We start from the raw sequence: 16,471 nt of genomic DNA, 5'->3' as shown, positions 1-16,471 counted from the left end.
CGGGTGGCGGCGGGCTGGTCAGCGGCGGAGCACGCTCTTCTCACCGGCCTCGACGGCGACCGGCAGCACATTGCCCGGCGGCGGGAAGGGGCAGATGAAGTGGTCGGCGAAGGCGCACGGCGGCAGATGGGCCCGGTTGAGGTCCAGCTCGGTGCGGCCGTCGGCGTCGGGTGCGGGCAGGGTGAGGAAGCGGAAGCGGAAGGTCTCCCGGCCGCTGGTGGCGTCCCCGAGGACGGTGCTGAGGCCGGTGCCGGTACGGCTGACCTTGAGGGTGCGGGTCTCGCCGCCGAGTTCGAAGGCGACCTCGCCCGCCAGGGCCAGGCCGCGCTCCCTGCCGTCGGCGTTGGGTACGGCCACGATCCGGTCGTCGCCGTACGGGGTGAAGACGGCCGGCAGCGCCCAGGCCGCCGACCACTCGTACGCGTCGATGCCGGCGAAGGCCGCGCGGGCCGCCGAGTCCGGGTCGTACACCCGGACGGCGAAGACGCCCTCGCGTCGGATCGGTACGAGGCGGCGCTCGCCCAGGGTGAGGGTGGACGGCGCCGGGTCGGTGTCGGGGCGCAGCCGTACGGTGCCGTCCACGGGCACGCCGTCGGCGGTGAGGCCGTCCTCGGCGGCGGCGGTGACCACGACGGTGCCCGCCGCGTCCCCGGTGCCGGCGGACCAGCGGCCGGGCAGTCCGGGCAGCGCGGCGGGTGCGGCGGGCGGCTCGTCGAGCCAGTGGGTGCCGGTCAGGGCGAGCGGGCCGTACGGGGCGCCTGCGGCCTCCGTACGGGCGTTGCGCCAGCTCTGCCAGTCGTCACGGCGGGACGGGTCGGTCATCTGGCCCTCCTGGGCGGGGTGCGGCGGGTCGGGAGTCGGGGCGGATCGGGCCGGGTCGGGTCGGGTCGGGGCCGCCGGTCAGGCGTCGGAGACCCGCCTGAAGAGACCTTCCTGCACCACCGAGACGACCAGTTGCCCCTGCCGGTCGAAGATCTCGCCCCGGGCGAGGCCGCGGGCGCCGACGGCGACGGTCGACTCCTGCTGGTAGAGCAGCCACTCGTCGGCGCGGAACGGCCGGTGGAACCACATGGCGTGGTCGAGCGAGGCCATGTCGAAGTGGCGGGGGCCCCAGAGGGGTTCGACGGGCAGCCGGACCGAGTCGAGCAGGGTCATGTCGCTGGCGTACGTGAGGGCGCAGACCTGGATCAGCGGGTCGTCGGGCAGCTTGCCGTTGGTACGGAGCCAGACGCCGCTGCGGGGCTCGACGCCGACCAGCTCCTCCTTGGTCCAGCGCAGCCGCTCCACGTAGCGGATGTCGAAGGGCTGGCGGTGGCTGATGAACGGCGGCCGCTCACCGATCCTGGCGCCGACCTCCTCCAGGGCGCTGGGGAGGTCTTCCGGGTCGGGCACGTCGGGCATCGGGACCTGGTGCTCGAAGGCGGCGGGCTCGGGGCGGTGGAAGTCGGCGGTGAGGGCGAAGATGCTGCGGCCCTGCTGGATGGCGAGTACGCGGCGGGTGCTGAAGGAGCGGCCGTCGCGGAGGCTGTCGACCTGGTACACGATCGGCACGCCGGGTACTCCGGGGCGGAGGAAGTAGGCGTGCAGGGAGTGGACGGGGCGGGCGTCGTCCACGGTGCGGCCGGCGGCGACCAGGGCCTGGCCGGCGACCTGGCCGCCGAAGGTGCGCTGTAGCGACTCCTCGGGGCTGCGGCCGCGGAAGATGTTGAGTTCGATCTGCTCCAGGTCGAGCAGGTCGACGAGGTGGTCGACGGGGCTGCCCATGCGCTTGCTTCCTCTCCCGGTGGCGGCAGGGGGCGGGCGGGGCTCCGCCGGGGGTTGCCGCTTTCTCTCCGCAGAGGAGAAGTCTGGCGGGGGCCGGGGCATTCCCTGGGGCTGGGGGGCGGGGCTTCGCGATGGGTGGTGGGGTGGAGAGTGGGTTGGTTCGGGGTGGTGGGGTGGAGAGTGGGTGGGTGGGGGTGATTGTTGGGTGGGTTGGTTCGGGGTGGTGGGGTGGAGAGTAGGTGGGATGGAGTGGTTGTGGGGTGGGTTGGTTCGGGGTGGTGGGGGGCTGGGCGCGCGGTTCCTCGCGCCCCTGGCGGGGCCGGGTGATGGTCAGGGGAGTTGGGTCAGGGGTGGTGGGGGGCTGGGCGCGCAGTTCCTCGCGCCCCTGGCGGGGCCGGGTGATGGTCAGGGGAGTTGGGTCAGGGACGGTGGGGGGCTGAGCGCGCAGTTCCTCGCGCCCCTGCCGGGGCGGGTGATGGTCAGGGGGGGTTGGGTCAGGGGCGGTGGGGGGCTGGGCGCGCAGTTCCTCGCGCCCCTGGCGGGGCCGGGTGATGGTCAGAGGGGTTGGGTCAGGGGCGGTGGGGGGCTGGGCGCGCGGTTCCTCGCGCCCCTGCCGGGGCGGGGGTGGGTGCTCTCGGCGCGGCCCGGGGCGGGCCCGGTCCCCCAAGGGGGGTGGGCCCGCCCCGGGGGAGGTCAGAGGGAGAGGTGCTGGCCGGGGAGGATGAGGTCGGGGTCGGCGCCGATGGTGTGCTTGTTCGCCGTGTAGAGCCGCTGCCAACTGGTGCCGTACCGGGCCGCGATGGCGCCCAGGGTGTCGCCGCTGCGGACGGTGTAGTGGCGCGCGTGGCCGTTGGTGGCGGCCGGGGTGCGGGTCTCCGAGCGGCTGGCCGTCGAGCCGGTGCTGCGGTGGACCCGGGTGTGGGCCTGGGTGCGGGCCGAGGAGGTGTCCACCCGGGCCGGGGCGCCGCCGCGGGTGAGGCCGGCGCGGGCGCCGCAGACCGGCCAGGCACCGGCGCCCTGGCCCGCGAGGACCTGCTCGGCCACGGCTATCTGCTGGCCCCGGCTGGCCTGGTTCGCGGTCACCGCGTAGCGGGTGCCGCCGTACGCCGCCCAGGTGCTCCTGGTGAACTGCAGGCCGCCGTAGAAGCCGTTGCCGGTGTTGATGCTCCAGTTGCCGCCGCTCTCGCAGCGGGCGACGGCGTCCCAGGTCGAGCCGGAGGCGGCGGAGGCGGAAGTGGCCGTGACGAGCCCCACCGCCGGGAGGGCGGCGACGGCACCGGCGACGACGGCGGCGCGCATCCGGCGGCTGCGGCCGCCCTCGGCGCGCTCGGCGGTCGGGACGGCGTCGGTCTCGTGACGAAGACTCATGGGTTCCTCTCGACAGCCCCGGGCGGACCGTCCGGCACGTACGGGCCGGTTTCCCGGCCGCCGTACCGTCGCTCCGTCCGCTCCGGCGGGCGTGCACGTGTCGGACGTGACGCGCCGCCGCCGACCGCCCCCCACCCCCGCCGGCGGCCTGTCAGATCGCGGCGGCGGTCATCTGGCAACCGCTCAACTGCGGCTGCCCGATGGGCTGGAGGGCGTACCCGGGTGGTGCTCGTTGCACCGGTGACGAACCGTAGGTAGTCCGGCTTGCCGCTTTCAACCAGTTCGGGGTTCTTGCTGCTCACCTGCCCGTTACCGCCGGTAATGATCTATTCGGCGCGTCCGATTCAGGCGTTCTGTCGGTATTCTCCGAAGGCCGGCCGGCAGGCGGCGTGACGGAGCTCACAGCGGCCCGTCCGCAACATTGCGCACACCTTCGACACTCCGCGAGCACTGACGCACGCTCCGCAGTCGGATTGCGATGAATTATCGACTTGGCGACCTCCTAACCGTGACTCCCAACACATCCGGCCGTTGGGCACTGAGGCCGGGGCATCCCGCACCCGGCGCCCCGATCACAGAAACGACCGAGGAGTCCCCGTGCCGCGCATGCTCGACGTCAGCGATGAGGTCCGTGCCGAGATCGGCGACGACGAGGCCGACCGACTGCTCGCCGGCGGCCACGCTCCCGACACCTACGACTGCACGTCCTGCCGCACCCCGGGCGACTCGCTGCGCGAGCAGACCAGCACCGTGCTCTTCATGGGCGACGAGACCGCCGTGCTGGCCTTCGCCCACGCCCGCTGCATCCCCTCCCAGGTGGTCCCGGTCACCGAGGACCAACTGCGCGGCGCGATGCGCAGCATCGGCGACGCCCAGGGCGGCCAGCCGGCCGCCGCGCCGCAGCCCCCCACCGCTGCCGCAGCCGCGACGGGCGGCGAACCGCAGCCCGCCGTGCTGAGCGTCACCTGCGGCCTGGTCCTGTGCGGGGACACCCCGCACGCGGCGCTGGTCGTCGAGCCGACCGTGCCGGTGGGCCGGCCCGGCAGCACCTCCGGGCAGGACGAGTTCCTGCAACTGCTGGTGGAGCACGGCTTCATGGCCGTACGGGATGTGAACAAGCCGCCCGCGCAGCTGCCCGGCTGGTCGGTGCTGATGGCGCTCGGCCAGCTGCACGCCGTGCTCCAGCCCGCGCCGGGCGGCGGCACCGTCGCCTGGTGGCAGGCCCACCAGCCGCTCCAGGTCACCGACACCTGGCGGGCGGCGGCCAGCCGGCAGTCCCAGGTGTTCATGTACGCGGCGCCGGTCGGCACCATCGGCAACCAGCCCCGGGAGGACCTGCTGCGCCAGGCGCTGGACCGGGCCGCCGCGCAGGGCGTGCTGGCCGGCGCGGTGCTGCCGCTGGCCGGTACCTGAGCCCGGTCCCGCCTCGCCCTGCGGGCGGCCTGCCGGTCGGTGATCCCGGGTCACCGGCCGGCAGGCCGCATCCCGGCGGCCTCCCGGTCGTTGGCCGTGTGTGCAGACCTACGACCCCTCCCCCGCCCTCCGGCCGGCCGGCGCCCATGTGATCCCGGGCATGCGACCGGCGTACGAGGCGGAGTACCCCGTCTCCGCCACCCCCATCTACGACGCGCTGTACGCCGAGTACCGGCGGCTGTTCCGGGCGCTGCCCGGCGATCGGGCCGGTGAGGAGGACCTCCGGTTCACCGGGTTCGGCCTGCGGCGGCCGTACGGGGGGCGCCGCGAGGAGATGCCGGAGCAGGGCGGCCGGGGTGCCGGGCAGCCCGACCACACCCATGGCGGCCACGGCTATGCCGCGCCGCACTTCGCCCAGGGGCACCAGCACGGCTCGACCGCACCGGCCGCGCAGGGACAGCCCGGGTTGGGGCAGCCCGGCCAGGGTGGCCAGTCCGGCCAGGGCCACGGCGGCTGGATGCCGGTCGGGCACATCCCCCCGGCCTCGCAGGGGCACGGCCCCGCCGGGCGGCACCGGGGGATGCTCTCCCTCCCGCCGGGCCGGACCGGCCGCCCCTGACGGCCCGGCACCGCTGACGGCCAGGTGGGGGGACGCCCGAGGGCCCCGGCCGCCGCTCCCTCGACGGGGACGGCGGCCGGGGCCCTCGGGCACGTACGGGCCTACTTCCGGCGGCGCTTCTCGCGCACCCGTACCGAGATCGAGATCGGGGTGCCGGCGAAGCCGAACTCCTCGCGCAGCCGGCGCTCCACGAAGCGGCGGTAGCCCGCCTCCAGGAAGCCGGAGGCGAAGAGCACAAAGCGCGGCGGCCGGACGCCCGCCTGGGTGCCGAAGAGGATGCGCGGCTGCTTGCCGCCCCGGATGGGGTGCGGGTGGGCGGCGACCAGCTCACCGAGGAAGGAGTTGAGCCTGCCGGTGGGCACCCGCGTCTCCCAGCCCTCCAGCGCCGTCTCGATGGCCGGGACCAGCTTCTCCATGTGGCGGCCGGTGCGGGCGGAGACATTGACCCGGGGCGCCCAGCGCACCTGGACGAGATCCTTCTCGATCTCGCGCTCCAGGTAGTAGCGGCGCTCCTCGTCCAGCAGGTCCCACTTGTTGTAGGCGATGACCACGGCGCGGCCGGCCTCCACCGCCATGGTGATGATCCGGGTGTCCTGCTCGGCCAGGCTCTCGCTGGCGTCGATCAGGATCACCGCGACCTCGGCCTTCTCCAGCGCGGAGGCGGTGCGCAGCGAGGCGTAGAAGTCGGCACCCTCGGTGAGGTGCACCCGGCGGCGGATGCCGGCGGTGTCGACGAACTTCCAGGTCTTGCCGCCCAGCTCGATCAGCTCGTCCACCGGGTCGCGGGTGGTGCCGGCGACCTCGTTGACGACGACCCGCTCCTCGCCGGCCACCTGGTTGAGCAGGCTGGACTTGCCGACGTTGGGGCGGCCGAGCAGCGCGACCCGGCGGGGGCCGCCGAGCGGTACGCCGAAGGTCTGCGGCGGGGCGGCGGGCAGGGCGTCCATCACGGCGTCCAGCAGGTCGCCGGAGCCTCGGCCGTGCAGCGCGGAGACCGGGAAGGGCTCACCGAGGCCGAGCGACCAGAGCATGGCGGCGTCGGCCTCGGTGGAGGGGCCGTCGACCTTGTTGGCGCAGAGCACCACCGGCTTGCCGGAGCGGCGCAGCAGCTTGACCAGGGCCTCGTCGGTGTCGGTGGCGCCCACGGTGGCGTCGACCACGAAGAGCACCGCGTCGGCGGACTGGATGCCGAACTCGGCCTGGGCGGCGACGGCGGCGTCGATGCCGAGGACGTCCACCTCCCAGCCGCCGGTGTCGACCAGCTTGAAGCGGCGGCCGTTCCAGGTGGCCTCGTAGGTGACCCGGTCGCGGGTGACGCCGGGGCGGTCCTCCACGACGGCCTCGCGGCGGCCGATGATCCGGTTCACCAGGGTCGACTTGCCGACGTTGGGCCGGCCGACGACGGCGAGCACCGGGAGCGGGCCGTGGCCGGCCGCCGCGAGGTCGCCGTCCACGTCCTCGGCGTCGAAGCCCTCCTCGGCGGCCAGCTCCAGGAACTCGGCGTACTCGGCCGGGTCCAGCTCGCCGTGGTCGAAGGCGGTCGCCTCCGGGGAGGTGCCGACGTTCTCGTTGCTCATGTGCGGTGCCGTCTTTCGTCCATCGGTCCGGCCCCGAGGGCCGAAGGGTGCGCGCCACGGGTGTGCGGGCGCGGAGGTCTGGGGGGGGTTCAGCGGCCGGTCAGCTCCCGGGCCTGGGCGAGGTGCCCGGCCAGCCGGGTGCGGACCCGCTCGGACGCCTCCCGCATGGCCGTACGGGTGCGCAGCGGCGAGCCGTCGCCGGCGTCGAACGGGTCGCCGAAGACCACGTCGATCCGGCCGCGCAGCGGCGGCAGCGCACCGAGGCCACGGCCCCGCTCGCCGGTGCCGAAGACGGCCACCGGGACGACCGGGGCGCCGGAGCGCAGCGCCAGGTAGGCCAGGCCGCCCTGCACGGTGGCGAAGTCGCCGTCGCCCCGGGTGCCCTCGGGGAAGACGCCCAGCGCGCCGCCGTCCGCCAGCACCGCGAGGGCGCTGCCGATGGCGGTGCGGTCGGCGCTGCGCCGCTGCACCGGGATCTGGCCGACCCCGCGCAGTACGGCGCCGACCGGGCCGCTGAACATCTCCTCCTTGACCAGGAAGTGCGTGGGGCGCGGGGACATTCCCATCAGCAGCGGGCCGTCCACCAGGTTGGCGTGGTTGGCGGCCAGGATCACCGGCCCCACGGACGGCACCCGCCAGGCGCCGAGCACCCGGACCCGCCAGCCGGTGCGGGCCAGCGCGATGCCGATCCGGCGGCCGACGGCGGCGCCGCGCCCGGTGGGGCGCGGCGGGGTGGCGGCGGCGCGGCTCACGGCCGGGGCCGTGAGCCGGGGTGCCGTACGGGGGTCGGTGCTGCTCACCCGGCGGCCACCGTATGCGGGGCGCGGGCCTGCACCAGGTCGACCACATGGTCGATGACCTGCTCCAGGGTCATGTCGCTGGTGTCCACCGCGACCGCGTCGGCGGCCCTGGCCAGCGGGGCGGTGGCGCGGGTGGAGTCGGCGGCGTCGCGGCGGCCCAGGTCGGCGGCCATGGCGGTGATGGTGGCCTCGTCCACGCCCTTGGCGCGCAGCTCGGCGGCGCGGCGGGCGGCGCGGGCCTCCTCGGAGGCGGTGAGGAAGATCTTGACGGTGGCCTGAGGGAAGACCACCGTGCCCATGTCGCGGCCCTCGGCGACTATGCCGCGCTCGGCGGCGACGGCGGAGGCGCGCTGGAGCTCGACCAGGCGGCTGCGGACCTCGGGGACGGCGGCGACGGCGGAGACCCGGGAGGTGACCTCGGGGCCGCGGATCGGGCCGGCCACGTCCTGGCCGTCCACCGTGATGGTGGGGCCCGCCGCGTCCGTACCGGAGACGATGACCGGCTTGGCGCAGGCGGTGGCGACCGCCTCGGCGTCCTCGACGTCGATCTCGTTGGCCAGCATCCACCAGGTCATCGCCCGGTACATGGCACCGGTGTCGAGGAAGCTGAGCCCCAGCCGGGTGGCGACGGCGCGGGAGACGGTGGACTTGCCCGAACCCGAGGGTCCGTCGATGGCCACGACGACCGGGGCGTCCGCTCGGCCGGCAGTTTCCACGGGGGACCTCTCTTCACGGCGTGGTCTTCGCACCATGGCGTTCGGGGCATGGCGCGGGGGTGGTGTGCCTCAAGGTTAGTCGACCCGGGCGACCCCGTGGACCGCGACCGCCCGGACCCGTGACACCGGACCCGTGACACCGAGACCGTACCCCTTCCTGTCGCGGCCCCCGGTCAGTCCCGCACCCGCCAGCCGCGCTCGCGCAGCGCGGTGATGAGCCCGGTCGCGGCGGACGGGGCCACCGACAGCTGGACCAGGCCGGCCTGCTGCCCGGTGGAGTGCTCGATGGAGACGTCCTCGACGTTGACCCCGGCCTCGCCGGCGTCGCTGAACAGCCGGGCCAGCTCGCCGGGCTGGTCCCCGATGAGGACGGCCACCGTGGCGTAGCGGGTGGGCGGGGCGCCGTGCTTGCCGGGGATGCGGGCCTGGCCGGCGTTGCCGCGCCGCATGACCTCGGTGATGCCCCGGACGCCCGCCAGGCGCTTGGCCTCGTCGGCGGCCTGGAGGGAACGCAGCGCGGTGACGGTCTCACCGAGGTCGCCGGCGAGGTCCTCCAGGATGTCCGCGACCATGTCGGCGTTGGCGCTGAGGATGTCCACCCACATCCGGGGGTCGGAGGCGGCGATCCTGGTGACGTCGCGCACGCCCTGTCCGCAGAGCCGTACGGCGGTCTCCTCGGCGTGCTCCAGCCGGGCGGCGACCAGCGAGGAGAGCAGCTGCGGGGTGTGCGAGACCAGGGCGACGGCGCGGTCGTGCGCGGCGGCGTCCATCACCACCGGTACCGAGCCGCAGAGGGCGACCAGCTCCAGCGCGGCGTTGAGGGTGTCGGTGTCGGTGTCGGGGGTGGGGGTGAGCACCCAGGGGCGGCCCTCGAAGATGTCGGCGCGTCCGGCGAGCGGTCCGGAGAGCTCCCGGCCGGCCATCGGGTGGCTGCCGATGTAGTGGGTGGTGTCCAGGCCGAGCGCGGTGATATCGGCGCGCGGGCCGGACTTCACGCTGGCGACGTCGGTGTAGCAGCGGGCCAGGCCGCGCTGCTGGCAGTCGGCGAGCACCTGGCCGACCAGCAGCGGCGGCACGGCGATGACGGCGAGGTCCACCGGTTCGGCGGCGGGTTCGACGGTGCCGGCGCCGAGTGCGGCGGCGGTGCGGGCGGCGTCGGGGTCCGCGTCCTCCAGGTGCACGGTGATGCCGCGCGCCGTGAGGGCGAGGGCGGTGGAGGTGCCGATCAGTCCGGTGCCGACGACGGCGACTGTGCGCATGGCGGTGTACGTCCCCTGGAGGCGTCGGGAGCCGGCCCGGCCGGTCGGTCCGGGCCCTGGGGCCATTGTCCACCAGTGGCCGGGCCGGGCGACGCGGACGGGTGGCAGGCCAGCGGACCGGGACTGGCCGGCGGACCGGGGCCGGGCGATGGACCGGTGGCCGGGCGGCGGCGCAGGCACCGCCCGGCCGTCCGGTCGGTGCCGCCCGGCATCCCGCTCCGGGCGGCTGCGGGACAGGCTAGCGACGGCGCCCGCGATCCGGGACGGCGGTTCCGCCAGCCGAGACGGTTACGGCAGCCGAGACGGTTCCGGTACCCGGACTGCCCGGACTGCCCGGACACGGCAGAGCGCCACGCGGCGGCGGGGCCGCTGCGTGGCGCTCATGACCGGGCGGGGGCGGCTAGAGGCCGACCTCGCGCATCAGCTGGCCGACCTCGGGGTTGGTGAGGCGGCGCAGCCAGCCGGACTTCTGGTCACCGAGCGCGATCGGCCCGAAGCGGGTGCGCACCAGGCGCTCCACCGGGAAGCCGGACTCGGCGAGCATGCGGCGCACGATGTGCTTGCGGCCCTCGTGCAGGCTGACCTCGACCAGGTAGTTCTTGCCGGTGTTCTCGACCACCTTGAAGCTGTCGGCGCGGGCGAAGCCGTCCTCCAGCTCGATGCCCTCCTTGAGCCGCTTGCCCAGGTCGCGCGGGATGGGCCCGATGATCGCGGCGAGGTAGGTCTTGGTGACGCCGTAGCGGGGGTGGGTGAGGCGGTGGGCCAGCTCGCCGTGGTTGGTGAGCAGGATGATGCCCTCGGTCTCGGTGTCGAGCCGGCCGACGTGGAAGAGGCGGGTCTCCCGGTTGGTGACGTAGTCGCCCAGGCACTGGCGGCCGTCGGGGTCCTCCATGGTGGAGACCACGCCGGCGGGCTTGTTGAGCGCGAAGAACAGGTGCGACTGGGTGGCGACGGTGAGGCCGTCCACCCGGATCTCGTCCTTCTCCGCGTCGACCCGGACGCCCTGCTCCCGCACGATCTTGCCGTTGATCTCGACGCGGCCCTGGTCGATCAGCTCCTCGCAGGCGCGGCGGCTGCCCATACCGGCCCGAGCGAGGACCTTCTGCAGGCGCTCGCCCTCGGGCTCGCCGAAGGTCTTGGGGACCTTGACCTGGGGCTTGTCGTGGCGGGCACGCACCGCGTCCTCGATCTTGGCCTCCAGCTCGCGGGAGCGGGCGGGGCGCTGCGGGGCACGGCCCTGGGAGGACGGGCCCGGTCCACGGCCCTGGGCGGGACCGCGGCCCTGGCCGCCGCCCTGGCCCTGCGGCCTGCGGCCGCCGCCCGAGGAGGGGCGCCCGCCACCGTACTCACCGCCGCCGTAGCTGCGCTCACCGTAACCGCGCTCACCGTAACCGCGCTCGCCGTAGCTGCGCTCCTCCGGGCGCGGCGGCCGGGAGTCGCGCTGCTGGCGTCCGTCCCGCTGCCCGCCGGACTCCGGCCGGGGCGAGCCGGAGCCCGGCCGGGGGGAACCCGACCCCGCGCCCCGGTAGCCGCCCCCGCGCTCGCCACCCTGGCCGCCCTGGCCGCCGCGCCCTCCGGTCTGGCCGCGGCCGGCGCCGCCGCCCCGGTTGCCGTACCCGCCGCGGTTGCCGCCCTGGCCGCCGCTGTTCCTGCCACTGCTACGCATGAAAAGTCCGTTGTCGATTCCGTCGTCGGCCCAGCTGAAGAGTCCCAGCTGAAATGGAGCTGCTGTCGCGTCGTACTGGCGACGCCCCTACTGTCCGTCCCGCGCGGCGGCGACCGCCTCGGCGATCACTGAGCCCTCCAGCGACTCCGCTTCCACGTCGTCGACCTCGGGCAGGAAGGGGGCCAGCTCCGGCAGCTCGTCCAGGCCGCGCAGCCCCATCCGCTCCAGGAAGTAGTTCGTCGTCCGGTACAGGATCGCACCTGTTTCGGGTTCGGTGCCCGTCTCCTCCACCAGACCCCGCTGCACCAGCGTACGCATCACGCCGTCGCAGTTCACACCGCGCACGGCGGAGACCCGGGATCGGGACACCGGCTGACGGTACGCGACGACCGCCAGTGTCTCCAAGGCGGCCTGGGTGAGCCGGGCCTGCTGGCCGTCCAGGACGAAGCGGTCGACGGCGGGGGCGCAGTCGGCCCGGCTGTAGAAGCGCCACCCGCCGGCGACCAACCGCAGGTCGAAGCCGCGCCCGGCCTCGGTGTACTCGGCGGAGAGCGCCCGCAGCGCGGCGGCGACCTCCCGGCGGGGCCGCTCCAGCACCGCCGCCAGGTGGGCTTCGGTGGCGGGCTCGTCGACCACCATCAGGATCGCCTCCAGCGCGGCCCGCAGCGGTACGGCCGCCAACGCGTCCGGCTCCGCCTCGGGCTCGGGCTCGGGCTCGGTAACGGGCTCGGACGCGGTGACGGGCTGAGGCGCGGGCTGGGGCCGCGGCTCGTCCCGCAGCGGGGCGAGGGCCGGTGGCAGCTGCTCGGCGGGCCGGGGCCGGCCGGGGAGGCCCAGCCGGCGGCGGGCGGGGCGCTGCCGGGGGGCGTACGGGGCGTCGCCCGCGCCCTCGTGGAGGCCGTCGTCGCTCATCCCGGGTCACCGTCCTTCGTACCGCCGCCGCGCCGTCGCGCGGCGGCGCCGTCGTCCTGCTGCTCCGGCGGCCGGTCGAACTCGTCGGTGACCTCGACCTGCCGCCCCTCCGCACCGATCCACACCACAGTCAGCTCGCCCAGCGCCTCGGCCTGCTCGAAGGCGAGCACCCGCTCCCGGTACAGCTCCAGCAGCGCCAGGAAGCGGGCCACCACGGTGAGGCTGTCCGCCGCGTCCTCGACCAGCTCCGTGAAGCTCGCCTCCCCGGCCGCCCGCAGCCGCTCCAGCACCAGCGCGGCCTGCTCCCGGACGCTCACCGGCGGGGTGTGGATGTGGTCCACATAGACCACCGGCCGGGGCTTGGGGGCCATCGCCCTGGCCGCGAGCCGGGCGAACCGCTCCGCGCCGATGCTGATCACGACCTCGGGCAGCAATGCGGCGTGGTGCGGCTCCAGGCCGACCGTACGGGGCCGCTGCCGCTGCTCGGCCGCCCAGCGCTCCGCGAAGACGGCGGCGGCCTGCTTGTAGGCGCGGTACTGGAGCAGCCGGGCGAAGAGCAGGTCGCGGGCCTCCAGCAGGGCCAGGTCCTCCTCGTCCTCGACCTCGGCGGCGGGCAGCAGCCGGGCGGCCTTGAGGTCGAGCAGGGTGGCGGCGACCACCAGGAACTCGGTGGCCTGGTCCAGGTCCCAGTCCGGGCCCATGGCGCGGATGTGGGCGATGAACTCGTCGGTGACCTTGGAGAGGGCGACCTCGGTGACGTCCAGCCGGTGCTTGGAGATCAGGCCGAGCAGCAGGTCGAAGGGGCCTTCGAAGTTGGCCAGCCGGACCTGGAAGCCGCCCCTGGGCGGCGCGTCGGCGGCCTGCGGCGCAGCTGCGGCCACCGCGCCGGGGGGCGCGTGGTCGGGGCCGGGCTCCTCGGACGCCGGGTGGTCCGGGAGGTCCGGGGGGTGGTCTGGGGTGGTCGGCATCGCAGTCCATGGTGCGCCCTGCGACGGCCGTACGGCGTCCGGCAGCGGCGACACGCGGGGCGGGTGCCCCGGGAGGGCGTCCGGTCAGCGGCCGCGCAGGCGCCGTACCAGGATGCTCGCCTCGCCGCGCTGCTCCAGGTCGGCCAGGACCACGGCGACCGCCTCGCGCACGATCCGGCCCCGGTCGACGGCCAGGCCGTGCTCGCCGCGCAGCACCAGCCGCGCGTGTTCGAGGTCCATCAGCTCCTCGGCGGAGACATAGACGGTGATCTTCTCGTCGTGCCGCTCCCGGCCGCTGGGGCGCCGGGCGGCGTTGCGCGACTTGCGGCGGGCGTTCCCCTCGGCGCCGGGCGGCGTCCCGCCGCCCACCGGGCGGCCGACCTGGCCGGGGCCGGCGCGCCGGGCCGCGGCGTCGGCGTCGGCCGCGCTGCTGTGCTCCTCGCCGGGACCGGCCCCCTCGGCGCCGGGGCGCGGCCGCTCGCCGGGGCGGGCGCCCTCCTCGGGCTGCCGCTGCTCCCCGCCGCCGGCGCCCTGGGCGGCGCCCGCCCCTCGGGCGGTCTCCGGCCGGGCCGCGTCCTGCTGCCGGGCGAGGGAGGGCGAGAGTGCCATTCCCCCGGTGGTCCGGAACAGTTCGTCGGCTCCCGGGAGACTCACTCGGCGGGGCACCGGGCGAGCACCTCCCTGGCGAGCTGGCGGTAGGCGGCGGCGCCCACCGAGTTGGTGGCGTAGGTGGTGATCGGCTCGCCCGCCACGGTGGTCTCCGGGAACCGCACGGTACGGCCGATGACGGTGTGGAAGACGTGGTCACCGAACGCCTCGACCACCCGGGCCAGCACCTCGCGGCTGTGCACGGTCCGCGAGTCGTACATGGTGGCCAGGATGCCGTCCAGCCGCAGTTCGGGATTGAGCCGCTCGCAGACCTTCTCGATGGTCTCGGTGAGCAGCGCGACACCGCGCAGCGCGAAGAACTCGCACTCCAGCGGGACGATCACGCTGTGCGCGGCGGTGAGCGCGTTCACGGTGAGCAGGCCGAGCGAGGGCTGGCAGTCGATGATGACGTAGTCGTAGTCGGGCAGCAGCGGCTTGAGCGCCCGCGCGAGCGCCGACTCGCGGGCCACCTCGCTGACCAGCTGGACCTCGGCGGCCGACAGGTCGATGTTGCTGGGCAGCAGGTCCATGCCGGGGACGGCGGTCTTCAGCAGCACCTCGTCGGCGGTCATGCCCCGCTCCATGAGCAGGTTGTAGACCGTGACGTCCAGCTCCATCGGGTTGACGCCCAGGCCCACCGACAGCGCGCCCTGCGGGTCGAAGTCGACCAGCAGCACCCGGCGGCCGTACTCGGCCAGCGCGGCGCCCAGGTTGATGGTGGACGTGGTCTTGCCGACGCCGCCCTTCTGGTTGCACATGGCGATGATCTGCGCCGGTCCGTGCTCGCCCAGCGGCGCGGGGATCGGGAAGTACGGCAGCGGTCGGCCGGTCGGGCCGACCCGCTCGCGGCGCTGCCGGGCGGCGTCCGGGGCCAGCGTGGCGGCGTACTCGGGGTCGGGCTCGTACTCGGCGTCGGGGTCGTCGTACGCCCCGTAGGGGAACTCGCTGTAGGAGAGGCCGTGTTCGGCCAGGTCGCCCTCGTGGTCGGCGGCCTGACGTGCCTCGAAGGTACGGACGGCCACCGAGCCGACGGCATGCAACCGGGTACCGGGGTCGTCACCCGGCCGACCGGCGGCGTGCTCCGCCAGTCCTGGCTGACCACCCCCGGGAGCAAATGTCGACTCATTCACAAGTCGTCTTACCTCCTTGGCGACCAGGACACTTCTTGATTGGTCAGCGTGAAGACAGAACGCCGACGGTTCGCGACTCTAGGCCGTTTCAGGCGTTCGCAGCAACACAATCCACCGTAGTGGGCCCGATGTGTCGGGTACGCAAGCCCCGCCTGTCAAGAGATCAACGGGGCCCTGACGGCATTGTTCCGCCGGGACGGCAAAGCGGCAGGTCGACTTGGACCACGGCTCGGGTGAGACGGGACACACATGTTGACGTGGCGACAATACCGCGTGACCGGGCCGGTGTCCGGGCATGCCGCAGGGCGGGACACCATCGGGTGTCCCGCCCTGGCCGGGGCGCCGGGGGCCGACCCCTGACGCCCCGGCAGCTCCGGGGGCACCGGTCGGACCGGTGGCCGGTACGTCAGGCGAGCACGGTCTCCAGGTCGGCGGCGTGCAGGCCGTGGGCCTCGGCGACCGGGCCGTAGGTGAGCTGGCCCTCGTGCGCGTTCAGGCCCTTGGCGAGCGCCGCGTCCCGGCGGCACGCCTCCTTCCAGCCCCGGTTGGCCAGCTCCACGATGTAGGGCAGCGTGGCGTTGGTCAGCGCGTAGGTGGAGGTGTTGGGCACCGCGCCCGGCATGTTGGCGACGCAGTAGAACACCGAGCCGTGCACCGGGAAGGTCGGGTCGTCGTGCGTGGTGGGACGCGAGTCCTCGAAGCAGCCGCCCTGGTCGATGGCGATGTCGACCAGCACCGAGCCCGGCTTCATCCGGGAGACCAGCTCATTGGTGACCAGCTTGGGCGCCTTGGCCCCGGGGATCAGCACCGCGCCGATCACCAGGTCGGCGTCCAGGACGGCCTTCTCCAGCTCGAAGGCGTTGGAGGCGATGGTCCGGATGCGGTTGCCGAAGATCCGGTCGGCCTCGCGCAGCTTGTTGATGTCCCGGTCCAGCAGCGTCACCTGGTAGCCCATGCCCATGGCGATGGTGGCCGCGTGCCAGCCGGAGACACCGCCGCCGATCACGACGGCCTTCGCCGCCGCCACGCCGGGGACGCCGCCGGGCAGCACGCCCCGGCCGCCGGACGGGCGCATCAGGTGGTACGAGCCGACCTGCGGGGCCAGCCGGCCCGCGACCTCGGACATCGGCGCCAGCAGCGGCAGCGCGCCACCCGCCAGCTGCACGGTCTCGTACGCGATGGCGGTGGTGCCGGACTCCAGCAGCGCGTCGGTGCACTCCCGGGAGGCCGCCAGGTGCAGGTAGGTGAAGAGGGTCTGGCCCTTGCGCAGCCGGTGGTACTCCTCGGCGATGGGCTCCTTGACCTTCAGCACCAGGTCGGCGGTGGCCCAGACCTCGTCGGCGGTGTCGAGGATGACCGCGCCGGCGGCGGTGTACTCCTCGTTCGGAATGGACGAGCCGACGCCGGCGTCGCGCTCGATGACGACCTGATGGCCGCCCCGGACCAGCTCATGCACGCCGGCGGGCGTGATGGCCACGCGGTACTCGTGGTTCTTGACCTCGCGGGGGATGCCGACCTTCACGGCTATACACGTCCCTTGCCTGGGGGTCCCGGCCGGCAATGCACCGGCGGGTGGTCGCATGGCGTTGGCACGCCGTCGTGTCAACGCACCGCGCGACTGCAATCGAGTG

General features: G+C 74.6%; 15 protein-coding genes. 2 read left to right on the top strand and 13 right to left on the bottom strand.

The genetic code is table 11. The features are described 5' to 3' along the window. Positions 1-18: 18 nt before the first annotated feature. The 3 genes from ACIQGZ_RS22635 to ACIQGZ_RS22625 form a co-directional block, all read right to left on the bottom strand. Positions 19-822, bottom strand: a complete 804-nt coding sequence (locus tag ACIQGZ_RS22635; RefSeq protein ID WP_402604515.1) for a DUF1684 domain-containing protein — start codon at positions 820-822, stop codon at positions 19-21. Positions 823-900: 78 nt separating this feature from the next. After that, on the bottom strand, positions 901-1,764 hold the full coding sequence (locus ACIQGZ_RS22630; protein ID WP_402604513.1) for an acyl-CoA thioesterase: 864 nt from the start codon (positions 1,762-1,764) through the stop codon (positions 901-903). A gap of 693 nt (positions 1,765-2,457) precedes the next feature. Further along, positions 2,458-3,132: a transglycosylase family protein gene (locus tag ACIQGZ_RS22625; protein ID WP_402604511.1), complete on the bottom strand. Its 675-nt coding sequence runs from the start codon at positions 3,130-3,132 to the stop codon at positions 2,458-2,460. 597 nt (positions 3,133-3,729) lie between these two features. Here ACIQGZ_RS22625 and ACIQGZ_RS22620 point away from each other — a divergent pair. Both ACIQGZ_RS22620 and ACIQGZ_RS22615 read left to right on the top strand, forming a co-directional pair. Then, the gene (locus tag ACIQGZ_RS22620; protein WP_402604508.1) at positions 3,730-4,545 is read left to right on the top strand and encodes a hypothetical protein; all 816 of its coding nucleotides are present in this window, start codon (positions 3,730-3,732) and stop codon (positions 4,543-4,545) included. Positions 4,546-4,705: 160 nt separating this feature from the next. After that, positions 4,706-5,164 carry a hypothetical protein gene (locus tag ACIQGZ_RS22615; RefSeq protein WP_402604505.1) on the top strand — a complete coding sequence of 153 codons (459 nt, stop codon included), beginning with the start codon at positions 4,706-4,708 and terminating at the stop codon, positions 5,162-5,164. A gap of 101 nt (positions 5,165-5,265) precedes the next feature. Here the strand turns inward: ACIQGZ_RS22615 and der are convergent, their stop codons facing one another. The 10 genes from der to ald form a co-directional block, all read right to left on the bottom strand. Next, positions 5,266-6,741, bottom strand: coding sequence for a ribosome biogenesis GTPase Der (gene der, locus ACIQGZ_RS22610; protein ID WP_402604504.1), 1,476 nt, complete (start codon positions 6,739-6,741; stop codon positions 5,266-5,268). Positions 6,742-6,830: 89 nt separating this feature from the next. Beyond that, positions 6,831-7,493, bottom strand: coding sequence for a lysophospholipid acyltransferase family protein (locus ACIQGZ_RS22605; protein ID WP_402604777.1), 663 nt, complete (start codon positions 7,491-7,493; stop codon positions 6,831-6,833). Between the two features lie 44 nt (positions 7,494-7,537). Beyond that, entirely contained in the window at positions 7,538-8,257 is a 720-nt protein-coding gene (gene cmk, locus ACIQGZ_RS22600; protein WP_402604502.1) for a (d)CMP kinase, read from the bottom strand. 173 nt (positions 8,258-8,430) lie between these two features. After that, complete coding sequence (locus tag ACIQGZ_RS22595; RefSeq protein ID WP_402604500.1) at positions 8,431-9,516, bottom strand: prephenate dehydrogenase; 1,086 nt, start codon at positions 9,514-9,516, stop codon at positions 8,431-8,433. Positions 9,517-9,916: 400 nt separating this feature from the next. Then, positions 9,917-11,182: a pseudouridine synthase gene (locus ACIQGZ_RS22590; protein ID WP_402604498.1), complete on the bottom strand. Its 1,266-nt coding sequence runs from the start codon at positions 11,180-11,182 to the stop codon at positions 9,917-9,919. Positions 11,183-11,269: 87 nt separating this feature from the next. After that, positions 11,270-11,821: an SMC-Scp complex subunit ScpB gene (gene scpB / locus ACIQGZ_RS22585; RefSeq protein ID WP_402604774.1), complete on the bottom strand. Its 552-nt coding sequence runs from the start codon at positions 11,819-11,821 to the stop codon at positions 11,270-11,272. A gap of 269 nt (positions 11,822-12,090) precedes the next feature. Then, positions 12,091-13,062 carry a segregation and condensation protein A gene (locus ACIQGZ_RS22580; RefSeq protein ID WP_402604496.1) on the bottom strand — a complete coding sequence of 324 codons (972 nt, stop codon included), beginning with the start codon at positions 13,060-13,062 and terminating at the stop codon, positions 12,091-12,093. 84 nt (positions 13,063-13,146) lie between these two features. Then, complete coding sequence (locus ACIQGZ_RS22575; RefSeq protein ID WP_402604494.1) at positions 13,147-13,728, bottom strand: hypothetical protein; 582 nt, start codon at positions 13,726-13,728, stop codon at positions 13,147-13,149. Next, the gene (locus tag ACIQGZ_RS22570) at positions 13,713-14,798 is read right to left on the bottom strand and encodes a ParA family protein (protein WP_402604773.1); all 1,086 of its coding nucleotides are present in this window, start codon (positions 14,796-14,798) and stop codon (positions 13,713-13,715) included. Before ACIQGZ_RS22570 ends, ACIQGZ_RS22575 begins: the two co-directional genes overlap by 16 nt. Positions 14,799-15,246: 448 nt before the next feature. Then, positions 15,247-16,362, bottom strand: coding sequence for an alanine dehydrogenase (gene ald / locus ACIQGZ_RS22565; RefSeq protein ID WP_402604491.1), 1,116 nt, complete (start codon positions 16,360-16,362; stop codon positions 15,247-15,249). Positions 16,363-16,471: the final 109 nt, after the last annotated feature.

It is taken from the genome of Streptomyces sp. NPDC092296, assembly GCF_044755465.1.
GTDB lineage: Bacteria > Actinomycetota > Actinomycetes > Streptomycetales > Streptomycetaceae > Peterkaempfera.
This window is presented reverse-complemented; position numbering and strand designations above follow the sequence as displayed.

What these genes read in the sequence shown, in the direction of transcription:
- ACIQGZ_RS22590 (WP_402604498.1), bottom strand. Translation starts at nt 11,182, where the DNA reads ATGCGTAGCAGTGGCAGGAACAGCGGCGGCCAGGGCGGCAACCGCGGC.
- ACIQGZ_RS22595 (WP_402604500.1), bottom strand. Translation starts at nt 9,516, where the DNA reads ATGCGCACAGTCGCCGTCGTCGGCACCGGACTGATCGGCACCTCCACC.
- ACIQGZ_RS22630 (WP_402604513.1), bottom strand. Translation starts at nt 1,764, where the DNA reads ATGGGCAGCCCCGTCGACCACCTCGTCGACCTGCTCGACCTGGAGCAG.
- scpB (WP_402604774.1), bottom strand. Translation starts at nt 11,821, where the DNA reads ATGGTGGTCGACGAGCCCGCCACCGAAGCCCACCTGGCGGCGGTGCTG.
- der (WP_402604504.1), bottom strand. Translation starts at nt 6,741, where the DNA reads ATGAGCAACGAGAACGTCGGCACCTCCCCGGAGGCGACCGCCTTCGAC.
- ACIQGZ_RS22635 (WP_402604515.1), bottom strand. Translation starts at nt 822, where the DNA reads ATGACCGACCCGTCCCGCCGTGACGACTGGCAGAGCTGGCGCAACGCC.
- ACIQGZ_RS22580 (WP_402604496.1), bottom strand. Translation starts at nt 13,062, where the DNA reads ATGCCGACCACCCCAGACCACCCCCCGGACCTCCCGGACCACCCGGCG.
- ACIQGZ_RS22625 (WP_402604511.1), bottom strand. Translation starts at nt 3,132, where the DNA reads ATGAGTCTTCGTCACGAGACCGACGCCGTCCCGACCGCCGAGCGCGCC.
- ACIQGZ_RS22615 (WP_402604505.1), top strand. Translation starts at nt 4,706, where the DNA reads ATGCGACCGGCGTACGAGGCGGAGTACCCCGTCTCCGCCACCCCCATC.